Source organism: Gelidibacter algens, assembly GCF_001678675.1.
Classification (GTDB): domain Bacteria; phylum Bacteroidota; class Bacteroidia; order Flavobacteriales; family Flavobacteriaceae; genus Gelidibacter; species Gelidibacter algens.
This window is the reverse complement of the sequence record NZ_LZRN01000018.1, coordinates 1-22,946: the sequence shown is the minus strand read 5'-3', so window position 1 is coordinate 22,946 and position 22,946 is coordinate 1. Positions and strand designations below refer to the sequence as shown.

General features: G+C 36.5%; 21 protein-coding genes and 1 pseudogene. 8 read left to right on the top strand and 14 right to left on the bottom strand.

Annotation, left to right across the window (positions count from 1 at the left end; translation table 11 throughout):
- Nucleotides 1–692: 692 nt before the first annotated feature.
- From A9996_RS10090 to A9996_RS20565, 4 genes are all read right to left on the bottom strand, one after another.
- On the bottom strand, nucleotides 693–1,400 hold the full coding sequence (locus A9996_RS10090) for a VIT1/CCC1 transporter family protein (protein ID WP_066434078.1): 708 nt from the start codon (nucleotides 1,398–1,400) through the stop codon (nucleotides 693–695).
- 161 nt (nucleotides 1,401–1,561) lie between these two features.
- The gene (locus A9996_RS10085; protein WP_066434075.1) at nucleotides 1,562–1,783 is read right to left on the bottom strand and encodes a hypothetical protein; all 222 of its coding nucleotides are present in this window, start codon (nucleotides 1,781–1,783) and stop codon (nucleotides 1,562–1,564) included.
- Between the two features lie 121 nt (nucleotides 1,784–1,904).
- The gene (locus tag A9996_RS10080; protein ID WP_248912341.1) at nucleotides 1,905–2,468 is read right to left on the bottom strand and encodes a universal stress protein; all 564 of its coding nucleotides are present in this window, start codon (nucleotides 2,466–2,468) and stop codon (nucleotides 1,905–1,907) included.
- A 58-nt stretch (nucleotides 2,469–2,526) separates the two neighbouring features.
- Complete coding sequence (locus A9996_RS20565) at nucleotides 2,527–2,757, bottom strand: universal stress protein (RefSeq protein WP_248912340.1); 231 nt, start codon at nucleotides 2,755–2,757, stop codon at nucleotides 2,527–2,529.
- Between the two features lie 119 nt (nucleotides 2,758–2,876).
- On the opposite strand from A9996_RS20565, the gene A9996_RS10075 reads away from it, so the two are divergent.
- Complete coding sequence (locus A9996_RS10075; RefSeq protein ID WP_066434072.1) at nucleotides 2,877–3,287, top strand: hypothetical protein; 411 nt, start codon at nucleotides 2,877–2,879, stop codon at nucleotides 3,285–3,287.
- Between the two features lie 381 nt (nucleotides 3,288–3,668).
- On the opposite strand, the gene A9996_RS10070 is transcribed toward A9996_RS10075, so the two are convergent.
- The 6 genes from A9996_RS10070 to A9996_RS10045 all read right to left on the bottom strand — a co-directional run bounded on the left by A9996_RS10070 (nucleotide 3,669) and on the right by A9996_RS10045 (nucleotide 11,710).
- A complete protein-coding gene (locus A9996_RS10070; protein WP_066434071.1) occupies nucleotides 3,669–5,612 on the bottom strand; it encodes an OmpA family protein in 1,944 nt (647 codons plus the stop codon).
- A 19-nt stretch (nucleotides 5,613–5,631) separates the two neighbouring features.
- Nucleotides 5,632–6,558 carry a PorP/SprF family type IX secretion system membrane protein gene (locus tag A9996_RS10065; RefSeq protein WP_066434217.1) on the bottom strand — a complete coding sequence of 309 codons (927 nt, stop codon included), beginning with the start codon at nucleotides 6,556–6,558 and terminating at the stop codon, nucleotides 5,632–5,634.
- 16 nt (nucleotides 6,559–6,574) lie between these two features.
- Nucleotides 6,575–7,825, bottom strand: a complete 1,251-nt coding sequence (locus A9996_RS10060; protein ID WP_066434068.1) for a T9SS type B sorting domain-containing protein — start codon at nucleotides 7,823–7,825, stop codon at nucleotides 6,575–6,577.
- A gap of 4 nt (nucleotides 7,826–7,829) precedes the next feature.
- On the bottom strand, nucleotides 7,830–9,689 hold the full coding sequence (locus tag A9996_RS10055; protein ID WP_066434062.1) for an Ig-like domain-containing protein: 1,860 nt from the start codon (nucleotides 9,687–9,689) through the stop codon (nucleotides 7,830–7,832).
- A gap of 32 nt (nucleotides 9,690–9,721) precedes the next feature.
- Nucleotides 9,722–11,359: a hypothetical protein gene (locus A9996_RS10050; RefSeq protein WP_066434058.1), complete on the bottom strand. Its 1,638-nt coding sequence runs from the start codon at nucleotides 11,357–11,359 to the stop codon at nucleotides 9,722–9,724.
- A gap of 72 nt (nucleotides 11,360–11,431) precedes the next feature.
- Nucleotides 11,432–11,710: a hypothetical protein gene (locus A9996_RS10045; protein ID WP_146608933.1), complete on the bottom strand. Its 279-nt coding sequence runs from the start codon at nucleotides 11,708–11,710 to the stop codon at nucleotides 11,432–11,434.
- 511 nt (nucleotides 11,711–12,221) lie between these two features.
- Here A9996_RS10045 and A9996_RS10040 point away from each other — a divergent pair.
- The 5 genes and pseudogenes from A9996_RS10040 to A9996_RS21050 form a co-directional block, all read left to right on the top strand.
- Nucleotides 12,222–12,641, top strand: a complete 420-nt coding sequence (locus A9996_RS10040; RefSeq protein ID WP_066434052.1) for a DoxX family protein — start codon at nucleotides 12,222–12,224, stop codon at nucleotides 12,639–12,641.
- Between the two features lie 380 nt (nucleotides 12,642–13,021).
- Complete coding sequence (locus A9996_RS10035) at nucleotides 13,022–13,513, top strand: RNA polymerase sigma factor (protein WP_066434050.1); 492 nt, start codon at nucleotides 13,022–13,024, stop codon at nucleotides 13,511–13,513.
- A gap of 2 nt (nucleotides 13,514–13,515) precedes the next feature.
- Nucleotides 13,516–14,109: a hypothetical protein gene (locus tag A9996_RS10030; protein ID WP_066434049.1), complete on the top strand. Its 594-nt coding sequence runs from the start codon at nucleotides 13,516–13,518 to the stop codon at nucleotides 14,107–14,109.
- A gap of 83 nt (nucleotides 14,110–14,192) precedes the next feature.
- Nucleotides 14,193–15,593, top strand: a complete 1,401-nt coding sequence (locus tag A9996_RS10025; protein WP_066434048.1) for an alpha/beta hydrolase family protein — start codon at nucleotides 14,193–14,195, stop codon at nucleotides 15,591–15,593.
- Between the two features lie 66 nt (nucleotides 15,594–15,659).
- Nucleotides 15,660–15,818: pseudogene (locus tag A9996_RS21050) on the top strand (IS30 family transposase); the annotation flags it as partial.
- 225 nt (nucleotides 15,819–16,043) lie between these two features.
- Here A9996_RS21050 and A9996_RS10020 read toward each other — a convergent pair.
- Entirely contained in the window at nucleotides 16,044–17,120 is a 1,077-nt protein-coding gene (locus tag A9996_RS10020; protein WP_066434047.1) for an endonuclease/exonuclease/phosphatase family protein, read from the bottom strand.
- Nucleotides 17,121–17,656: 536 nt separating this feature from the next.
- Between A9996_RS10020 and A9996_RS10015 the strand changes: the two genes are divergently transcribed.
- The gene (locus A9996_RS10015) at nucleotides 17,657–19,921 is read left to right on the top strand and encodes a glycosyltransferase (RefSeq protein WP_169817249.1); all 2,265 of its coding nucleotides are present in this window, start codon (nucleotides 17,657–17,659) and stop codon (nucleotides 19,919–19,921) included.
- 1 nt (nucleotide 19,922) lies between these two features.
- On the opposite strand, the gene A9996_RS10010 is transcribed toward A9996_RS10015, so the two are convergent.
- The 3 genes from A9996_RS10010 to A9996_RS19895 all read right to left on the bottom strand — a co-directional run bounded on the left by A9996_RS10010 (nucleotide 19,923) and on the right by A9996_RS19895 (nucleotide 22,153).
- Nucleotides 19,923–21,407, bottom strand: coding sequence for a glycoside hydrolase family 130 protein (locus A9996_RS10010; RefSeq protein ID WP_066434042.1), 1,485 nt, complete (start codon nucleotides 21,405–21,407; stop codon nucleotides 19,923–19,925).
- Between the two features lie 351 nt (nucleotides 21,408–21,758).
- On the bottom strand, nucleotides 21,759–22,010 hold the full coding sequence (locus tag A9996_RS10005; protein ID WP_066434040.1) for a hypothetical protein: 252 nt from the start codon (nucleotides 22,008–22,010) through the stop codon (nucleotides 21,759–21,761).
- A 5-nt stretch (nucleotides 22,011–22,015) separates the two neighbouring features.
- Nucleotides 22,016–22,153: a hypothetical protein gene (locus A9996_RS19895; protein WP_157487206.1), complete on the bottom strand. Its 138-nt coding sequence runs from the start codon at nucleotides 22,151–22,153 to the stop codon at nucleotides 22,016–22,018.
- Nucleotides 22,154–22,445: 292 nt separating this feature from the next.
- Here A9996_RS19895 and A9996_RS10000 point away from each other — a divergent pair, with 292 nt between their 5' ends.
- Complete coding sequence (locus A9996_RS10000) at nucleotides 22,446–22,931, top strand: YciE/YciF ferroxidase family protein (RefSeq protein WP_066434037.1); 486 nt, start codon at nucleotides 22,446–22,448, stop codon at nucleotides 22,929–22,931.
- Nucleotides 22,932–22,946 lie beyond the last annotated feature (15 nt).

Genomic DNA, 22,946 nt, shown 5'->3' with positions numbered 1-22,946 from the left:
GGTGGGTCTCCTATAGTGATGGAGGCCAAATAAATAGGGCGTGGATAATCTATGAGCAAACCTTTACTATATGTTATGGACTAGAACCTAATGGGAGAACTGGTGCCAAAAAAACAAGGTCAACAGCATGACCAGATGCGTAGAACTAAAAATATATTCAATGGGACTCGATTTGATGGCCTCCTCCACATCACAAACCCCTTAGGTGTTTTCATTGTCAACTGAGCTTGCTCTAATTGCATACTGGCAGTATCGGGGTGCCAGCATCAGCAAATATATTCGACTTGGCAGAACTTGTCGCATAAAATTTCGGTTCCATTTTTCGAATTTAGCAAGGTTTTCTTAGATCTTACCAACCAGAACTTCCGCTGAAAACTTATCTTCACAATCAATCTTTATTCTTAAGATCTGCGGTTGGAAAGGGTGTTTCACCATTGCCACGGTCGGTTTCGTTTGGGTTTTTTCAACATCACATATTATGGTGATGACCTCATCATACGCTTCTTTAGATCATACTCGATGCGCCTTACCAGAACATCCTTATCAACAATGCCGGAAGTTCCATTTCCAGTGCAGCCTGTGGTATAGTTTAGAATAGTTAGTCCTATCGATAATCATCGCTTTAATATGTTTATTGAGTATATGATATTGGCAGCTATTACCTTGTCCAAAACTATATCATCATTTATTTTTTAAGCTAAACTAATGCCAAAAAGATATCCGACCAATGCGGTTAATCCCATGGCAATCGTGCCCCAAAATGTAACTCTAATAATTGCTTTCAAAACATTAGAGCCTCCAGTTTTCGCGGATAAACTTCCTAAACCTATTAAGAATAGAATAGCAGAACCATAGAGATAATATTCCATGTTTATCAATGGTAAAAATAATACTACCAGAAGCGGCATTATGCCTCCAACCGTAAAGGCTGCCCCAGAGGCAAAGGCGGCTTGGATTGGTTTGGCTTGACTCATTTCATTAATTCCCAACTCATCTCTAACGTGAGCAGCCAAGGCATCCTTTTCTGTTAGTTCTTTGGCTACTATTAAAGCGGTTTCTTTTTTGAGGCCTCTATTTTCGTAAATTTCAGCTAAGCGTAACAGTTCAATTTCTGGCATTTCCTCCAATTCCAGACGTTCTCTTTCAATGTCTGCCTTTTCTACATCTGTTTGAGAGCTTACAGAAACATATTCTCCTGCTGCCATTGACAATGCACCCGCAACCAGTCCGGCAACGGTTGCCAATATTACTGGCTCTCTAAAATCACTTGCAGCAGCAACACCTATAGCAAGACTTGCTGTAGATAGAATGCCGTCATTCGCTCCAAGAACGGCCGCTCTTAACCAATTACTCCGGTGGATGTAATGATTGTCTAAATAATCATCTTCAGATTCTGGCATCTTTTATATGTATTTCTTCTAAATGTACGATAGGCAGATAAGAAGAAATGTGATAATAGTCACATTATTATTATTATTATTATTATTATTATTCTGAACTATGGGTTTTCCCTTCTTGTTGGCTTCCCGTTAATTTGGGAAGTTGTTGAACATACTAACTATCAATTCAGACGGTCATCATAAAAATCAGCCAATTTATAATCGCAGAGTCTCGTTTCAAATTTGTGATTGGGATTATTTTTAAATTCATTTAAAATTTTTGCTTTCAACTTGCTTAAACTCTCTTGTGCGGTATTCCTAATGGCATCGCCCAAACCAAATTGCGCAGGATTGATCAGCACATATTCTACGTGGTAAATAATTGGTGTATAAGCATTGAACAAATGAAAGGTACATTCTTCATCCTTATAGAGCTGGATGGCATATTTGATGGCATTCCAAGCATTATCGGAAAAATCGGTAAGGTAAAAGAATATTTTTCATAGTCTATAATTTTTAGTGTGTTTATATAGAGCGCGTTGAATTTTGCATTGCCAAAAGTGGTATCTTAAGATCAAGGCTCACTTTATCTATAGTTGATGGAAACAACATATCTTCCAGGAACGAATGTTGGGTATTGACCATAACCAACATGTCTATGGCATTATTATTTATATAATTCTGAATGGCTTCAGCTACTTTTTTACTTTGTGCCGTATAAAAATTAATTTCGTTTTTACAGATAGTTTCTTTTATAAAAGCCTGATTATCTTCTTGTCTAATTGATAACTTATCACTTTTTGAAACATATAATACGTCAACAATACTTCGGTAGGATGAAGCCAAATCACACAACAACTTCAATTCGCGACGTTTGTAGGGAATAAGGTAATCAGTTGGAAATAGAATGTGTTTGGGTTGTCCATTTGTATAATTGGATGGGATTGCCAATACGGGGCATTGTACATACTTTAATACTTGAAAGGTTTGACTACCAAATACAATATGGCGTTCAGCTGATTTGCCCTTTGTTCCCATGACAATCAAATCTATATTTTTGGCATCGGCAATGAGATTGGCTTCTTCCACAAGCGTATTGTCAGACGAAATGATATGATATGAAAATCTGGGATTTGGTGCTATTTCGTTAACTGTTTTCAGTAGGTTTTCTAAGATTGCTTTGGGATTGGTTCCTTACGCCATCCAGAATATCATCAAAAACCTCACGAGAAACGAGTTCATCATGATCGTAGAATTCATTTTGGTACGCATGCATAAAAAAGAATTCGGTTTTTTGGTATTTGAAAAATTCCAATGCATATTTTATGGCATTCATTGAATTTTCAGAAAAGTCTGTGGGAAGAAGTATTGATAACATAATGGTCCATTTTATAATTCATTGATAAAATTAAATGGTCTATTACATTGAAACAATGACCTATATCATTTATAATAATTTTAATATCCGTTAAATTTGATTCTTATAATACCACAATCATGAAAACAAAAAAGCAAATGACTTTAAAATTTTACCAAAATCTTGGCAAGCTATTCTATGCAATTGCAGCTGCAGACCATAAAGTTCTTGAAGCAGAAATAAGCAAACTAAAGGAAGTTGTAAAAAAAGAATGGCTTGCCATTGACGATCTTCAGGATCAATTTGGCACTGATGCCGCTTATCAAATAGAAGTTGTTTTTGACCAATTATATAGTGATGGTAAACTCAATGTCAAAACATGTTATGATGATTTTGTAACTTATAAAAATGATCAAAAACATCTCTTTACAAAACAAGTGAAACAATTAATACTAAAAACAGCCAATGCGATCGCCGAAAGCTTCTCAGGTAAAAACAAATCAGAACTGATACTCTTGGCAAAACTCAACATTGAATTAAATAAAGAATAACCATGGACTATTATTTTAATGCTATAATTAAAGGGGATTTTGATGACATTGTGGACCCCAAGGTCCAATGGACCAACAGGTCTAAAAGGTGATGTAAGAGATCCCGAGCACAGGGTTTTACAAGTATAGGAGGATCAAAAACCATACACAAAGGGAGTTAATGTATTTCTATGTTTGCTCGTTGAGGATAATCTTCGGGGGATAACGACCAATAAAAACAACCTTTTTTCTTGGCTGAAAAACCACTTAAAATTAATGTTATAGTAAAGGCTTTTTATAACTCTCGTCAATTAAAAAGTGTTTAAGTAGCAACTCAAGATCCTTTTTGTATTTTTTTTAATACTCCTTAAGAAATCAGCACATTTTATTGAATGCCTGTTTTTATTCGATCACTATAAATTCTGAACGTCTATTTTTTTGATGGTCTGCTTCAGAGCACGACACTCCATTGCTGCAGGTATTGATCAAGTTGGTCTCTCCCATCCCATTTGCTTTTAATCGTGCCTCTGTAATGCCGTTTTCTACTAGATAATCTAAGGTAGATGTTGCGCGACGCTGAGAAAGTGCCATGTTGTAAACATCGTTGCCTCGGCTATCTGTATGCGAGCGTATTTCGAGCTTCAGGTTGGGATACTGATTGAGAACTGCCAATACTTTTTCCAATTCTACTGCGGCATCTTGTCGGATATCAGATTTATCAAAATCAAAATAAATGATTGGAATATTTAAAACCTTTGCCAAATCTGTTCCAGGAACCAGGGCGACTTCATTTGATTGCAATTCAAAGTCTATCTGCTGAAGCTCCAAATTGGGCTTTGAGAGGACTTCATCAGTATCATACTTTTCACTGCTCACATTGACATAATACTGTTGAAATTTGTTGGTTTCAATGATATAATTTCCATCTTCATCGGTCTGCGTTTGTTTGTAAACTTTCTGGTCAGCATCTGTTAAAACCACTAAGGCTCCTTCAATGGGCAAGCCTGTTTGTTTGTCGGTAACAAGCCCTGCAAGTTGTGCAAAATACACATCTATAATAGGTGATGTTTCTAAGAATGTATAGATATTATCGTATACAAATTCCCCTTCTTGAGTTGAGCGATTGGAACTTATAAAACCTCTGCCAGTACGCTTATCAATTCCGAAGGCAAAATCGTCAGCATTTGAATTGACTGGGGCGCCTATATTCAATAGGTTTCCGTAACCGTCATCTTTAATTTTTACATAGAAGACGTCCAATCCACCAAGACCAAAATGGCCATCTGAAGAGAAATACAATTCGTTTTCATTTGACACAAAAGGGAATGTCTCCTTACCACTGGTATTAATTTCAGATCCTAAATTAACAGCGGCTTCCAAACTTCCATCGGCATTGATAACTGATCTATAAATATCTGACTCGCCAAAGCCTCCAGGGCGATCAGAAGCAAAAAAGAGCAGCGTCCCATCTGGACTTAAAGCGGGATGCGCCGTAGAAAAATAGTCACTGTTAATAGACAGTTCTTCTGCTTCCTGCCAGGTGTCCTTTATTCTTTCTGACCTATAAATCTTTAATTTTTGATCTTGTTTTCTATTTTTAGTCGTGGTGTTGCTTCTGGTGAAATACATCGTGTTCTGATCTGAGGTAAATACGGGAGACGACTCATGAAATTTACTATTTAAGTTGCCCTTAAGCGCATCGGGTTTGGCGATAGCTTGATTTAAGGAATCGAGTTCAACAGCATAAAGTGATAAAAAACTTAGGCCATCCCAAGCACTCCGAGTGTTCAAAAGCGATTTGGAATCGTTTGTAGACGCGTAATACAGCGTGTTTTCTAATTTAAAATACCCGAACGAGATGCTGTTATCATCATAAATTTTTTCAATGGCCGCTATGTCATACCTGCCTGAGTTCTCCTGAATAAGCGCCTCGTAATCTTGTGCAGACATCATATTGGCTTCATTCCCGCTTTTTTGTGCAAAAGCATCGTAATATTCTGAAGCTTTCGCCAGCTTTCCGGTAGCCTTCAAAGCTTGTGAAAAACGAAGATAAACAAGAGGATTATCAGGATTTGCATTGAGATTAAACAAGCTATCATACCATTTTACGGCTTGATTGTATTGCGCATTAAAATAATAACTGTTGGCCAATTTTGTAAACACCTCTTCAGATGCATAACCTTTTTCCGCAACTTCCAAGTAGATTTTTTGGGCGTTGACATAATTTAGGTTCTCATACTTTTCTGTAGCGTTTTTTAGTTTACTTTCTTGCGCTTGCACTGAAGTCAGACTTATTAAGCCGATAAAAAACAAACAGAAACTATATATCGTGATACTATTTTTCATACATCTTTTTTAAATAAAATTAAAAGAATCTTGGATTCACTTTTGCTTTCAGCCGCGTTCCCAGTTCGAAACGGAGGAATATTTCGTGAGATCCATTATTATAATTCCCTAATTCGGTAGTATCATAATCATAAGAGTATCCTACCATAATATGGTCAGAGACTTGGAATCCCGCCAAGGCACTCACTGCAGCATCAAATCGGTAAGCGAGACCAAACGTAACGCTATCATATAAAAGCGCATTGGCCGAAATATCAATTGCCAACGGGGCACCCACCACAGTCTTAACCAACATTGCAGGTTTTAATTTTAAATTCGGATTGAGCGTAAAGACATAACCCCCTATCAAATAAAGATGCGTTTTTTCGGCTGCGGTCGACACTTGAATATCGTCATAATGCTGGGTCTCCAAAATACTAGGAGACGATAATCCTACATACCACTGTTCTGTATGTAAATAAAATCCGGCGCCAATTATTGGTGAACTTTGATCTTGCTGCCTCAAATTATAATCATTAGGATCATAAATAGTCAGCTTATTAGGATCCAGATTCCATATGGATACGCCACCTTTTAAACCAAAAGACAGTTTCAAGTCTTTTTCAAGATTGAGTGTGTATGAAAAATCGGCAGTAATCACACTTTCAGATGTTGGTCCCAATTTATCGCTGGTAAAACCAAGTCCCAAACCAACACCTTTAACGCCTATAGGTGAGTGTGCAGAAAAATTAAGCGTTTCAGGAGCGCCATCTAGCCCTACCCATTGATTTCTATAAAGCCCAATCATACTAAGAGACCCTCGGGAACCTGCGTAAGCCGGATTTACAACTATTGTATTGTACATGTATTGGGTGAATTGGGAGTCTTGTTGTGCCCGTGCAGAGGGCATAAAAAACACACCCATCACTAGGACACCTACAAATACATTTGATTTTTTAAACGTCATTAGAAGTTGATTCATGTTAGTTGGCACTTAAATATAAAAACCCAGCTTGTTTATGAACGTTATCAGTTTCTTCATTACCATATTGATATTGAAGTATGTAATAATACGTACCGAAAGGCAGCTGTTCAGAGTTTTTTCGAGTTAATCGGCCTGAGGAAAAGCCATCAAAAATATCGCCATTCAACCCATACTTATTAGTTTCAAACACCTTAACGCCCCAGCGGTTAAAGACCTGCACTTTTAAATTTCTGGCACATTGGTTGTTGGATTGGTCTATTAAGAAATAGTCATTAACCCCATCACTATTAGGCGTTATCGAATTATAGATGACCAAGCCACAAGGTAAAATAAGATCAGCTTTTACTCGCCCAAAAGTAAAGACACCATAATCATTAACAGCTGTGGTAACGGTTTTGGCATCCATATCAATAACACCACCTTCATCTACCCACATGGTTGTTGTTTTATCCCAACGCACTATGGTCAACGCATTTTGTTTCGCTGCTTCCATCATCACAGACGGCGTGGTCACATCTCTCCAAGACAAAGTGATCAAACCGTTGTCAGGAGTGCTACTATTCTTCTCAATAGTCCAATATTCCTGAGTGTCAATTTCTTCAATCACTCCGGCTTTTAAATCATGAGGATATAAATTGTTTGAATTTTCAAAATAAAACTTTCCCTTGAAAAAAGCAGCTGCATTTTCTGGGTCTGACATATTGGCAAAACGATAATAGCCAGCATCACCAATAGGAAATACAAATTCGCCCTCCCCCATTTTATTTACAGGTCCGTCCACATAACTATTATCGGAGGTGTTGATATGATACCCATTGGTATTGAAAGTTATTTCCCCACCGAAATTGTCACTATCAATAATGCCAATGTAAAAATCAGATTCACCACTGATGTTTACATTTCCAGATAATTGAAATGGAACGGTGTTACTGGTATTGTTAAAATACACATCATATAAATAGCTGATTTTAGACCCGCTAATAGCTTGATATGAGCTTCCTATAAATCGTGTTAATCCGGTGTTTTGATAAAAATCTAAAGTCCCGTCGTTATTAAAATGGCTATACATATAAGTATCACCATCGTTATAGAACGATCCTGTAGTAAGATTATCGAAACGTTCTACTGTTGAAAATTGCGTGTTTTCAGAAACATAGAGCATTCCTTCATTAGAGGTTTGTGCATGTGTTTTATAACCGCTCCAAACAACGATAAAAATTCCTATGATATATCTATATAGTGTCTTCATAATCTTAATTATCTTTTACTTTTGAAGGTATCATAGGGTTTGTTATTATAAAGCAAGGGTATGAAAATGCTCGAATTCCTGAATATAAAGGAGGTATTGAAGAATAGGTTACTTTATTTCCACTGCCATCAGTTACTGTATTAATATAAAAAACACCTCGTTCACTTGGATTGAAAATAAAAGAACCTGACATGATATTACTTTCAGTATAAGCAATTCCGTTAAATGTATAGGCAATTTCCCAACCTGGTTCTCCGGTTAAATCAACAGTTATGCTTTGAAAGTGCAAACCTGATTGGCAGGCCGCTTTTGCAGTAGCTGAAGGCACCGTATTGGGCGTGGCACTTGCCGTGTTATTAGTTACATCAGGATCATAAGTAGAACTTGAAGCTTTGGCCGTATTTGTGTAGGGCCCAGTATCTTCAATAGTAGCCTGAATTGTTAAAATTTCAGATGCATTTAATGCTAAATTTCCAACAGACCAGTTCCCTGAACCGTTACTATAACTACCAACACTAGTTGTTGCAGAGTTTAGAGTATAGCCACTCGGTAACAAATCCGAAACCCTCACTCCCACAGCATCGTAAGGCCCATTGTTGGTAACTGTAACCACAAAGGTTATTTGATCACCCACGCCAGCATTCGATTCCAGTATCACTTTAGTTACTTCAATATCTGAAGCACCAACAGTAACGGTAACAACAGCTTCGGCGCAACTACCAGATTCGGTACAAATTTTATATAAAAAGGAGTCTAAACCTATAAAGCCAAGATCAGGAGTATAGCTTATTGTTTGATCGGGATTTACGACTACTGTTCCGTGACTTGGTTCTCCTCCAGCTACTATTTCAGTAGAAGAAATTACAATACCCCCTGGAATTAAATCGTTATCTAAAACATCAATAATTACTGGAGTATCTATCCCTATGGTAACCAAATCATCATTAGCCGCCAAAACCGAAATGAAATTATTACTAAAAGCTAAAAAGGCGGGATCTGAACTGCCTCCTAATTTGTAAATTAATTTTTTAGCCTCGTCAAAATTACTCGCATTTAATCCAAAATCTACTGCATCAAAAGCTGAAATTCGTATTTCTCTTTGTGAATTAACAAATCCTGAACCACCTGAAGCCCCAGTATCAGGATTAAAAAAATCATTCATAGATCTACCTAGCACAGGTAAATTGGTTTGATTAATAAAAATCTTATTTCCTACCACATTTCCTAAAGCATCTTCAAACCATACTTCATCGATAGCCTGAGAACTTGGCTGCGCTATTTGAGAAACTAAAATATCTGGAATATTATCACCAATTTCCGAAACACTTTCAATAGTGGTAAAAGGAAATTCCATTTCCACTAAAGTTCCGTCTGCATATTTGATATTGGTAACCCCACTTGAAATATCTAAACCCTGAATTCCGTCTGTTAACACTTTGGATAATCTAGTAGGCGCTGTATAAGGAGCTGGTAAAATACTAATAGCATTGTTCAACCCATCCTGCATTTGCCCTAATTGAATAAATCGTGATCCACCAGGAGAAATAGGTATATTCAAAACTGGAAGTGCCTGATATGATTTGGCTTCGAAAGTAACACCAAATTGATTCAGCAACTGGTTATTAACGCCAGTACTATATATTTTACCATCATAAGTAAAGGCTATCAAGTTATGAGAAAAATCGGGGTAAACAGGATTAATATTTCCACTTCCTGATGTCCAAAAACCACCATAATCTGTATAAATATTAGTTATATTTTGAGCATGGGTAGATACCGTAGTCGTTAACACTAAAAGCCCTAAAACCCAAATATTAACTATTCTTGTATTCCCTTTCCTCATTTTTTTAGTAAGTACTTTCATGTCGTGTTAATTTTTGTATGAAGTAAGGTGAACTAGTCTTTAACTACAAATACAATATTCATAAAAGAAGACGCCGTTGCACCTGCTCCTGAAACAGTGTAACTTAGAACGCCATTTGCAGATATACTTACATTACTAAATACAATGGAGTCATAATACGTCACGTAATACTCCAACTCTGTTGATCCTAATGTTGGAATAGGCGTTGTTGCCCCACTGCTACTTACCATAGGCGTCACGAATTGATCCTTATACATACTGTAAAGATCTACACTAAAGTTTCCAGAAGTAGAAATATCAAACACTATGGAAGGCATATAAAAGAATTTAGGCATGGCAGATTTTGACTGCTTAATAATACCTGTATTTTTATCTATAAGGACAAGGTTGTCATTGCTACTCCCCGATTCTAATCCGGTTAAGGCTAAAGTATTGGTAGTATCTGTATTAATAGTTGTTGGTTTAGTCAAATCACCACCTAACTGCACCGCATCATCTACTCCATCTAAATTTAACCCGTTGTTGGCTTTAACATCCAATGCATTGGTTGCTCCGTTTTGAACTATGCCTAAACCGGCAACATCTGCATTAATCTTGACTGCTGTAACCGCTGCACTGGCTAATTTCACACTTGTAATGCCACCATCAGTTACCTCAATGCTGCTATCTACCAAAGCTGCACCTGTCCCACCGGTTACTGTTATAGATGCATCTCCAGCTGTTAAATCTTTCGGGGTTACAACACCATTTGGGCCTTGTGGACCTATTGGTCCCATCGGGCCTTGGGGTCCAGTTGCCAAATTTATTACGGTCTCAACATTATTTTCATCGGTATAAGTTATTGTGCCGTTGCCATTGTCTACAATACTTGTTAAAGTTTCTAAATCACCAACATCAATTTTGTTCGTGTTACCCGCTTCATCTGTAAAAGTGAAGGTGCCGTCGTTATTAGCAACTACGCTCGTAAGAGTCTCTAAATTTTTAACTATCTGCGTCAAATTCAATTGCGTGACAGTACCGCTTTCATCGGTATAATCGATATTTACGTTGTCAGGATTAAGCGCAATGCTGGTTAAAGTTTCTAGATTGCTGACATCGATTGTATTTTTGATTCCATCTTCATCTGTAAAGGTAAAAGTGCCGTCGCTGTTGGCTATTATGGTTGTCAATGTTTCAAAATTCTGAATGACGGCCTCAAAATCAATACGAGTCACAGCACCATTCTCATCAACATACTCTAAGGTATGCCCATCAGCATTGAGCCTTAAAAAGGTCAGCGTCTGAAAATCAGAAGGATTGATAACTTGTCGATCAGCATTCTGATCGATATAAGTAAATTGATTGTTGGCAAGATCCCAAAACACTCTATTATCAGGCAAATCGGCTTCTGTCATCAACCTATTCCAGCTGCCTTGGTACCAATAATAGTACCCAGGTGATAGCGTAGCATTTGTACTGGTGTTGTAAAGTAGTAAACTCTCAAGATTGCCTCCGCTAATTGTGTTCTGATCGGTTACACTGGTCAAGGGCACCTGAGGAATCATGATGCCTCTATTGGAAGATTTTATCTCTAATTGCGAAGAAGGATTTGGCATATCTGTGCCAATCCCTACTTGTGCAAAAAGAAAATTACCGGCGAGCAAACTAAGTAACAGTAATAATTTTTTCATAATGAATAGTAAAAGTGATGTTTGGTTGGTTGTGGTTTGGTTGGTTATGGTTTGATTGAAAAGGATTCTTTTCTATTGTGAGTTGTGAATTAAATTCTTATTCGACTTTAGCTGAATGGCCTCATCATGATCTTCCTGCTTGTAAAACATATCTGCTGTAAGCATCACCGATTCTAAACACTCATTTTCAGTTTCTAAATTTGTATATAAAGCATCAGCCGAAGGCACGGCTTTGGTGAGATTAAAAGAGGAAACGTGTACAGAAATATGATAGGAAATGTGGTCTAGAGCGATGGATGGTTTTTCATTTTGGAGAAATATAAGGACAGGACATAATACTAGGTAGATCAACCTCAAGTTCATAGTGGGGAATTGGTGTGTTAGAATTCCTACGAACTTACAATAAACATTGAGAAGTGAACGCTTTATGATTTAACATGCAAAAATAATCGATAAATGGAATAATACTCGTGTTCCAGCATATAAAGGCTATCGGATTAGGCTGCCTTTGATTTTAAAAATGGCATCAAAAGTTAACTCCATAATCTTAATATATTAACTTTTTTGGCAAGACAAATAGTACACCCAAAAGGAATCAATGGCTGCAATGAAACACTTATTTTTATTTGTCATCCCTCTCTTCCCACTAGAAAAAGCATTGCCGATTGGAAATACCATATCAGTTGTTTGCGTCCACTGCTACCTTGACGAATTGCGACTTGGATCATGAACGTAACAGTGATCTCTTATTCGTTGCATCTAAAAAATAGTTGCGATATTTTTTCAAATAAACATTCACTTTAAATAGTCTGTCCTATATTTATATCATAAACAAGATCATCACAAGCGAGAAAATACAAAAATGACGTATCAAACAAAAACCACATTAACGCAAAACATTTTCAGAATTCTACTGGCCATATTCATGCTCTATGCTGGGTTTAGTCACTTGACGTTCAATCGAATCGAATTCCAATCACAAGTGCCGGATTGGGTGCCGTTGAGTAAAGATTTGGTGGTCATAGTATCAGGTATCATAGAAATACTATTAGGGCTAGGTTTAGCTTTTTGGAAAAAGGAACGCACGAGATTCGGTTGGGCCCTGGCCTTGTTTTTTGTTTTAGTTTTTCCCGGAAATGTTGCCCAATATTTAGATGGCAGAGATGCATTTGGGGCTTTAGATTCTGACGGTGCTAGACTGATACGTTTATTTTTTCAACCTGTACTCATTGCCTGGGCTTTGTGGTCATCTGGTGCATGGCAAGCATGGAGGAACCATTAAAATTAAAAATTAATGGACGAATCCATTTGCAAGAAAAGTTATATCGTGTTGACGTTACGCAAGCCATATTTCCGATTGTTCTATATACCAATTGACACCTACGGTTTCTGTTCGGCAGTATCAAGTTTTGTAGTGGGTATTTGCCGAACAAGATTGAGAATGAGCATTTTTGGTGTTTGTAGCTGCAAGTTGGCTGTAATTTACTCGGAATCATAAAAACAAGTTTAGAGTTGTGCTCTGACATATAATGAAAAAAACTTAAGGCGTATATAGGCTATGGCTTATTCTGTATTCATCTGGCAAATTCTTCAAAAAAAATATCTCTCCCCTGTGATTTTATTGGAACTTCATACACTAACTAAGTAGAAGTTTAATTTTCAATGGATAAAAAAGAACTATTTACTAAAGTTATCAAAAAGAACGAAGGCTTGATTTTTAAGGTGGCGATACTTTATACCAATAGCCTTCAAGACAGAGAAGACCTGTCTCAGGAAATTGTCTTTCAGCTTTGGAAATCTTTTGACTCATTCAATGAACAGTCAAAATTGAGCACTTGGATGTACCGGGTAGCCCTTAACACAGCTATCTATAATTTAAAGCAATCAAAAAAGAGAATTGAAACTACCGCTATCGAATTAGAAACGATGCAATTTGCTGACGTACTTGATAAGACTGAGGAGGAGAGAATAAAACTGCTTTATGAACATGTACAAAGGCTAAATCTATTGGAAAAGGGAATTATCCTATTGTATCTGGAAGGCAAAAGCCATGTAGAAATTGCTTCAATAATCGGTATAACCACTAGCAATGTAGGAACAAAAATTTCGAGAATCAGAGAAAAAATAAAATCACAGATAACTAAAAAACGCTAATCATGGAACTGGAAGAAATGAAAAATACTTGGGGCAAACTAAGCAAGCGAGTAGAAAAACAAGAAATACTTACTACCCAACTCATAGAAAAAATAACCCAACAAAATTATAACTCAAAAATGAATAAGATCCATTATTCAGAATATGTCGGAACTATAATATGTTATGTAGGAGCTTCATATATCCTTATGAACTTCTCAAAAATAGATGAGGTACTTATTCAGGTATTGGCAGGGCTTTCTGTTTTATTACTATTTACACTACCTGTTATTTCTCTTAAATCTGTGCGCTCAATAAGAAATATAGATATCACCTCTAACACCTATTTGGAGAACATCAATCTTTTTGTAAGGCAAAAAATTAAGTTTCAAAAACTTCAAAAGCTCAATGTCGCACTAGGTTTATTTTTTATGCTGATAGTTCTTCCTGTGCTGGCAGCTATTCAAGGGAAAAGTCTAGATCAAATTCCTGACTTCTGGACGCTTATATTTCCAATCTTCGTTTCATTCTTTCTTGTGTTTGCATGGTGGGTCTTAAAGTCCTATAACAAAGTATTGAGCGCAACAGAAAAAATGCTTACCGACATCAACAACTAAATTTCCATCTACTTAATACAAGCTTTTAATTGGCTGAATCTATCAGTCATAGGATAACTATACCTTAAAAAAAAGACATAATCATGAAAAATTTACTTATTATCATAGCCTTTTTAACACTTCCCTTTCTAGGTATTTCTCAGGATATTACAGGCACTTGGCACGGAAACCTTGAGGTACAGGCAGGAAGAAAAATGTTGTTTATTTTTCAAATCTCAGGAAATGAAAGTAAACTGACTACCGAAATAGCAATTCCAAGCCAGGGGGCAAAAGGACTTCAATCACATTTAACAACTTTTGCAGATGGGGTTCTGATTGTTGATGCTTCCAACTTAGGATTCAAATTCAATGGAAAATGGAATACGGCTTCAAGAACAATAGAAGGTTCCTTTCAAGAGGGTGTAAATATTGTGCCTTTGGTTCTGACAAAAGAATCCATCGTGGAAGTCAAACCAAACAGACCTCAGGAACCGATAAAGCCATATCCTTATCAGGTGGAAGATATTACTTTCACCAACCAAAAAGACAATGTTACACTGGCTGGAACCTTGACGCTACCAAATCCGTCACAAAAAAAACCCCCTGTCGTCATTTTGATCTCAGGTAGTGGACCTCAAGATAGGGATGAATCATTTATGACACATAAGCCATTTCTTGTATTATCAGATTATTTAACAAGAAGAGGCATTGCAGTCTTGCGCTATGATGATAGAGGATTTGGTGAATCGACTGGTAATTTTGCTGAAGGAACTACAGCTGATTTTGCCTCAGATGTCCTCAGTGCCATTGATTTTTTGAAAAGCCACCCAAAAATCGATAAAAGTAAAATTGGATTGATTGGCCACAGTGAAGGGGCAATAATTGCTCCCATGGTAGCCAATCAGTCAAAAGATGTAGGGTTTATAGTAATGCTTGCAGGTACAGGAACATCAGGAAAGTTTGTTTCTTATACCCAATCAATTGACAACAGGAATTTTCCAGTCGCTGACCAAAAACAATTTGAGGCTTATGTAAAGGAGGCGATTGACATCGCTTCCACCGAAAAGGAAACAGAAAGCGTTAAAGAGGACTTAATTATATTCTATCAAAATTCAGAAATGTTAAAGTCATTGCTCCCCGCTGAGGTGAATAAGAAGGAATTTATTCAAAACCTTGTCTCTGTAAGAACAAGCCCTTGGATGAGATATTTTTACAATTATAACCCTGTAGATGAAATCAAAAAAATCAGAATACCAGCCTTGGCGCTTTATGGAAGCAAAGATACCCAAGTGCCACCAAAATATCATTTACAGCAAGTGAAAGACGCACTGGCTGCAAGCAAATCAAAGCATCAAGAAGTTGTTTTACTAGTAGGGCTCAATCACATATTTCAAGAAAGCAAAACAGGACTGACTTCAGAGTACGCTCAAATTGAGCAAACATTTGCCCCCCTTGCTTTGGAGACGATTGGTAATTGGATTATAAATCAAATAAATAACTTGTGAATTATAAAAATCAATTTAAAAGAGAAGTTTGCCAAAGGGGATCAAGAATGGGGAGCCGTTGGATAAAAAAAAATGATTTTTGGCAACGGAAAACAGTTTGCCGGACATAAGAAAATTGCTGATGAGCACTGAGTAAAAACTTATTTTACAAGACCTTATACATTTCAAGATGAAGGAACTGTAGAAAATCAAATAGGACTGATCAGAAGATTTCTTCCTAAAAGACCGATCTAAATCTCGTGAAGGACCACCATCTTCTGATTACTGGTTTATATTTAGAACAGAAACAGGAATAGAAAAAGTTGGCCATTTTGCTTTGAAAAGGTAGTTGTAATTTCTGATAGTGTTTTGTTTGAAGGGAGTCGAGGCAGAGATCTATTATAGGTGTATATTAAAAAGAGAAGTCCATACTAATAGTATATGTATATGATTAGAAGTAGCATTAATTACTCAATCATTTTTTTCATTCTTCTCCCCTTTCTCAATCTTTTTATCTGCCCACTCTCTATCACTTTGTGAGGCATTGAGCTCATCTTGTTCCCATTCGGCCTCGGGCGTATAATTCAATTTTATATACATGGGGAAATGGTCTGATCCAATATCCCTTTCTCGCGACATTTCAATGAGTGTAAAGTCATTGCTATGAAAAACATGATCTAGTGGCCAGCGCATCAATATATTTCTTGTTGTAAAGGTGTTGAAGAAGCCTCTCCCTCTTCTTGGATCCATCAGTCCACTTATCTTTTGGAACATTTTGGTGGTTCTTGACCAAGCCACATCATTAAGATCACCAAACACCAACACTAACTTAGCATCTTCTTCAATATTTTTTCCTACCAATAATAATTCAGCGTCTCTATTGGTAGAAGTTTTACTTTCTGTGGGACTTGGTGGTCGCGGATGCAGACAATGAAAATTAGCACTTTTTCCATTGGCCAACTTAATCTTTCCGTGGATGGACGGAATGTGATCTTTTATCAGATATTTTACTTCTGTTTCTTCTAATGGCAATTTAGAATACAGATGCATCCCATAAAGATTATCCAAAGGAATTTTTACAGTATAGGTATACGACTCCTCTAAAACCGATAGCGCTTTTTCCCACTTATGATCAGATTCCAAGGTCAAAAACACATCAGGGTCTTTCAATTTAATTAAATCTATTAAGCGATGGTATTCACTATTTGTGGTCAAAACATTGCTTACTAAAATACTTATGATATTCTTATTCTCTGTACCTCCGTATTTTATAACCTGTTTTGGCCATAAGATGGTATAGGGCAGAATTAGCCAACATTGATAAACTAAACCGATACCGAGCAGTATCAAAATTGCATACTGTGACCAATGACTAAAAGAATATGCGTATAAGCCTAAAATTATATTGAGCACTATAAGGACCGCTATTTGTATTCTCGGAAAATCAAAAACCCTCACCCACCAATAATCAAATTTGGTCATAGAAGCCACACTGGGCAAACAAATTAGAAGATTGAGAATTAAGGCAATGTATTCAATAGCGCTCATGGAATTATTTTTATATATAATTTTTACTTAAGGGACTAATAAAAAAGGAATATAATTAATTTAAGCTACCAAAATTAACGCAATACAAAGGATTTAAAGAAGGAAAAAACATTTTTTTTACCATTCCAACTTATTACCATCAATCCATCACACACCATACGTTTCCAAATCTTCTCCTCAATTTGAGGCATATAAAAGCGCACTTAACTTCAATCTTTCTGACAAAACTACTTTAACTGCTTTGTTTTGAAATGAGCAGTAGATTTATACCACATTACAAAATTATATTTCTTATCTTGAGAAGTGAGGCAAAATAAAAAAAATGACTTCTACCTCTATAATTGCGCTCTATACCTAAATTGATTGACGCAAAAGACCCTAAAAAGAAAGTGCTTATTTTTTAGGTTACAATCTATATCAATAAAGCACCCTGAAGGTACTTGACTAAGGTAAATTTAAACTTCCGCTTTTCATTTTATAATACCACTAAAATCATGCAAAATATATCCCTCAAAAAGTCTTTCAATAGTCAAAGAATGAAGCGGCGTTTAAAAAACCAGATTGCCAAGTCAACAGAAACTCCAAAAGAGGTTGCGTCAATTTTGATGTTAACAACCTTTCCGCCTCGCGAATGTGGTATTGCCACCTATTCACAAGATTTGAAAAAGAGTGTAGAGAACGCGTTTGGAGATTCTTGCAAGATTGAGATATGCGCACTTTATAATACCAAACATCAGCTTGAGAGTGCTGCTGACTTTATATACAGTTTGAATACAGACAGCAGTGAGAGTTATCAGACCTTAACTGCTAAAATCAATGCTGATGACACCATCAAACTTGTGATGATTCAACATGAATTTGGACTGTTCAATGGGTGTTCAGATGCCTTTATTGGGTTTTTAAAATCGTTAAAGAAACCTTTAATTGTGGCGTTCCATACGGTTATTCCAAATCCTGATGAAGATTTTATACATCATGTTACTGCTATTGCAGCTAGCGCAAAATGTCTTACGGTGATGACGAATACCTCAAAAAGCATTTTAGTAGCAACCTATGGCATTGCACCTTCAAAAATTGAGGTGATCAATCATGGTACACATTTGATACGCCATAAAAACAAATCAAAATTAAAGTCTAAATATGGTCTTAAAGACAAGACGGTACTATCAACCTTCGGACTTTTAGGACCAGGTAAAAGTATTGAGACTACTTTAGAAGCGCTTCCAGAAATCATCAAGGAATTTCCGAAAGTTATGTTTTTGATTCTAGGAAAAACACATCCTACCCTTGTTAAAAATGAAGGGGAAATCTACCGTGAGTTTCTTGTTAAAAAAATCAACGATTTGAAAATAGGCAGTCACGTCACATTTGTGAACGAATTTGTTCCGTTGGAAACCTTGCTGGAATATCTTCAACTGACAGACGTTTATTTATTTACCTCTAAAGACCCCAATCAAGCCGTAAGTGGTACATTTGCTTATGCCATGAGTTGTGGCTGCCCTATCATTTCCACACCAATTCCTCATGCTAAAGAGGTTTTATCTGAAAATAAAGGACTGTTGTTTGACTTTGAAAATAGTAAAATGCTGACCAAACATTTACGGACCCTATTAAATGACAAGCAGCACAGGAAAAATTTGGGTCTCAACGGACTTCATGCCTCGGCTTCCACCTCATGGCAAAATTCAGCGCTGGCCCACGGGAATTTGTTCCAAAAATTTGCACCTAAAATTAAACTTGTCTTTAATAAACCTGAAATAAAGCTGCAACATCTTTATAGGATGACAACAACCGTTGGACTCATTCAGTTTGCGAAATTGAATCAACCAGACATTCAATCAGGATACACGTTGGACGATAACGCAAGGGCTTTGATTGTGATTTGTGAAGCCTTTAAGCTCACAAGAGACGAAGCGCTAATTCCATCGATGATATTATACTTTAATTTTATTGTGAAATGTCACCGACATGATGGTCTGTTCTTAAACTATGTGGATAAAAACAAAAAATTTACATCTCAAAATGAGCTTGTAAATCTTGAGGATTCGAATGGACGCGCCATTTGGGCTGTAGGCCATTTATTGGAAGTTGAAGAGCTCTTTCCTGAAACATATGACTATATTTTTGACAGAGCTAGAGATTGTTTTGGAGACTTTCTTCCCAATGGAGACAGGTTCAATTCGCCCAGAGCAATGGCCTTTATCATCAAAGGGATCAAGACCTCAGGACTTGCAACACCAGATTCAAATTATTACAATAGCATTCTAAAATTAGGTAGCAAACTACTCAACATGTACAAGCATGAGTCTCGTAAAGACTGGAAATGGTTTGAGTCTTATTTGACCTATGGCAATAGTGTGTTGCCAGAAGCTATGCTCGAGGTTTATAAAATCACACAAATTGAAGACTATAAAATCACCGCAATTGAATCTTTTAACTTTTTGCTTCAACATCTATTTGTGGACCACGAGTTTAAGGTCATTTCAAATCAGACGTGGTTTTTGAGAGGTGATTCTTTAAAAGAATGTTCTCTTGGCGGGCAACAGCCTATTGATGTTGCTTACACCATTTTAGCCCTTAAAAATTTCAATGAGATGTTCCCCAGTAAAGGTTATGAAGACAAAATGGAACTGGCCTTTAGCTGGTTTATGGGCAATAATCATCTCAACCAAATTATCTATAACCCTTGCACAACCGGATGTTATGACGGATTGGAACTCAATAATGTCAACTTAAACCAGGGTGCTGAATCTACCATAAGCTATTTGTTGGCCCGTTTGGCATTTGAAGAATATCCATAAATTAGGAGGTCAATTGAAGTTTTAAAGATTCCTTAAGCGCTTTTAAAAGTTCAGACAGTTTTATAGTGGCGTAAGATGATGAATAGTCTGACACAGCGTAAGGTAAAATAAGATAATCATTATGGATAAGTCCACCACAGGAATAGACCACGTTAGGCACATAGCCTTCACGTTCCTCTTTGCTTGGTGACAATAACGGTTCTTTTAGTCGGCCAATAACTTTTGTAGGATCTTCCAAATCCAACAAGGAAGCACCAATACAATAACGTCTCATCGGGCCCACGCCATGAGTTAAAATTAGCCACCCATCTTTGGTATATATGGGAGATCCACAATTTCCTATTTGGGTAAGATCCCAAGCAAATTTTGGTTCTTGTATTTTTATAGGGTCATTCCACAAAGTAATCCGATCTGAAAAAATAATGTAATTGTTATAACCGTCCACTCTAGCAAGCATGGCATATTTTCCATTTATTTTACGAGGGAACATGGCAAAATTCTTGTTTTGTGCGGCATTGCCATGAATGGGCATGATTCTGAAATTCAAAAAATCATGTGTGCTCAACAATTTAGGAATAATGGTGTGACCATTAAAGGCAGTATATGTGGCATAAATGGTTTCCTCACGGTCCTCATCTTGAAACCTGACAAAGCGCGCATCTTCTATACCTCTACTTTCAGCAGGAGAATTAGGAAAAATAACACGTTCAGAAATATCACTTTCTTCATTGAACTTCAAATCATAATAAGAGTCAACTAACCATGTCATTTCATGTAATGCCATTTTTTTAGGTTCGTCTACGTTATTTGCTTCCAATAATTTATGTACAGCATTTTTGAGATCATAATATTCAAAACGATCTGGCAGCGGATCCATAATTTCAGAAATATAATTGTCAGGAATTTTTATTTCCTGCATTTTCTCCACAAAACGCTGCTTATCATAAGAGACCTTATAGACAACCTCAGGAAGGTCGATGTGATTTTTAACTTGTAGAACATTTAAGTTGTTATCTTTATCTAAGATGGCCCTTCTAAAAACAATAGATGACAAATGTCCTTCGCCCGTTGCCCTAAAAGAGATAATTACACGTTTCTCTCCTTCTTTCAAAAAAGATTGATCTAAATCTTCTATCATTGATGGATTGAAGAGTGCTGCTGACTCTATAGAATATTCCATAGTACTGTAAGAGCCTATCAGCATTTTTTGGTTCTCGGACAGCTGATCGTAATCCACGCCCATATGGTTGATCAAGGCTTCAAATTGCCCACAATGAAACTTAAATATTTTTTTTAAGTTACGATGCCTTCCCTTAAATTCATGGAGCGTTTTTGCTAATTCCTCTTCCACTTTCTCTCCAGAAAACTCCAATATTCTTAGTATCAGCTGTTTTGTACGTTCTTCTCCGTTGTTAAAAAAACGTGTGACCACCCGTTTCGCATCAGGAGTGAATTTCAATTTTTTTCTTTGCACTTTTATTTCCATGGAGGCAAGTTAGTACTATTTAGAAATTTACAAAATTTTTTTGGGCATACCTTTCTCAAGTTTGATAATTGAATTTTACTCATGCTGTCTTCTTTGAAAAATGCCATTTCGACACCATGGCTTACAATCCAATAATTTTGCCACCATTAATATGGATGAACTGCGTTGTAATATAACTACTGTCTTCACTGATCAAAAAAAACATACCCTGTATCACTTCACGAGGCTGGCTTTCAAAGGTAATTTCCAACTTCAAATGACGTCAAAAAACCATGGACTTCCAAAATAGAGTCCATGGTTATACAATTAAATATCATCAAAATTAAATAACGTTAGCTATGAAGACGCCAATTACATGTTCCAATTTTTGATGTCGTTTTCTATATCTTCTGCACTTCTATTGGTTCTGCGCGCAATACTTGCAATCATATGATTAAAATCTCCCGATTTAAAGTCTATGTCTTCATCAGTGATGGTGGGATTTTTTTTACGATAATCTGCTTGAATATTGCTCCATTTACCTTCTAAACTGTCATCGGCACTATTAAGTTTGCTATCTTCAGTATACCCACGATGTTTGTTATTATCTTTATCTAAACTCATAATTTTTATTTTTTAGTTTTATTTGGTTTGAAGCCGTCTTCTGTTGAATCGTCTCTTTCACTGTGTACTTTTTTACTGCCTCTAGCATGTTTAGTACTTGAATCCTTCCTATCAGTTTCCTGATCTTTTTGTTTGTCGCTCATGATCTGTTGTTTTAATATTTTCTTATTGTAATGTATCAACAAATTTTGAGCACACTTATCTTGATACGCACAGATTTTGACTTAAATGCGGTAAATTGTTGTTTTGGCACTTAACAATTGCCCCTCAAAACAATGCTCAATGTCTAAAGAGGATCCTAATTTTTATAGCTTTCCTTAAATATTTTTTTTAAGTCAATTTTAGAGCGTTTAGGAATAACCCTTATGGCAACAAACTTCTAATTTAACACCATCACAAATTCGAACTCTTATTTTAATTCAAAATTTAAAGAAAATGAAAACATTAGAAGATTTATTTGAACACCAATTAAAGGATTTATATAGTGCTGAAAAGCAACTTATTAAAGCCTTACCGAAAATGGCAGAACATGCTACAGATGCTAAGTTGAAGAAAGCTTTTGAAGGGCATTTGGAGGAAACGAAAAAACAGAAAAAGCGTCTGGAAGAGGTGTGCGATGAGCTAGGCATTGATCCGGAGGGCGAAACCTGCAAAGCGATGGAAGGTTTGATCAAAGAGGCTGAAGGTTTTATAAAAGAAAAAAAAGGCGATGATGTTACTAATGCTGGTTTGATAGCAGAGGCACAACGCGTGGAACACTATGAAATTTCAGGTTATGGTACCGCCATTAGATATGCCAAAGAACTGGGTCATAAGAACATTGCATCCAAACTTAAAGAAACGCTAGACGAAGAATATGGTGCTGATGAGAAGTTAAACGAAATGGCAGAGCAGCGACTCAATAGAAAAGCGATAGATTAAAAAAAGAACTAAAAA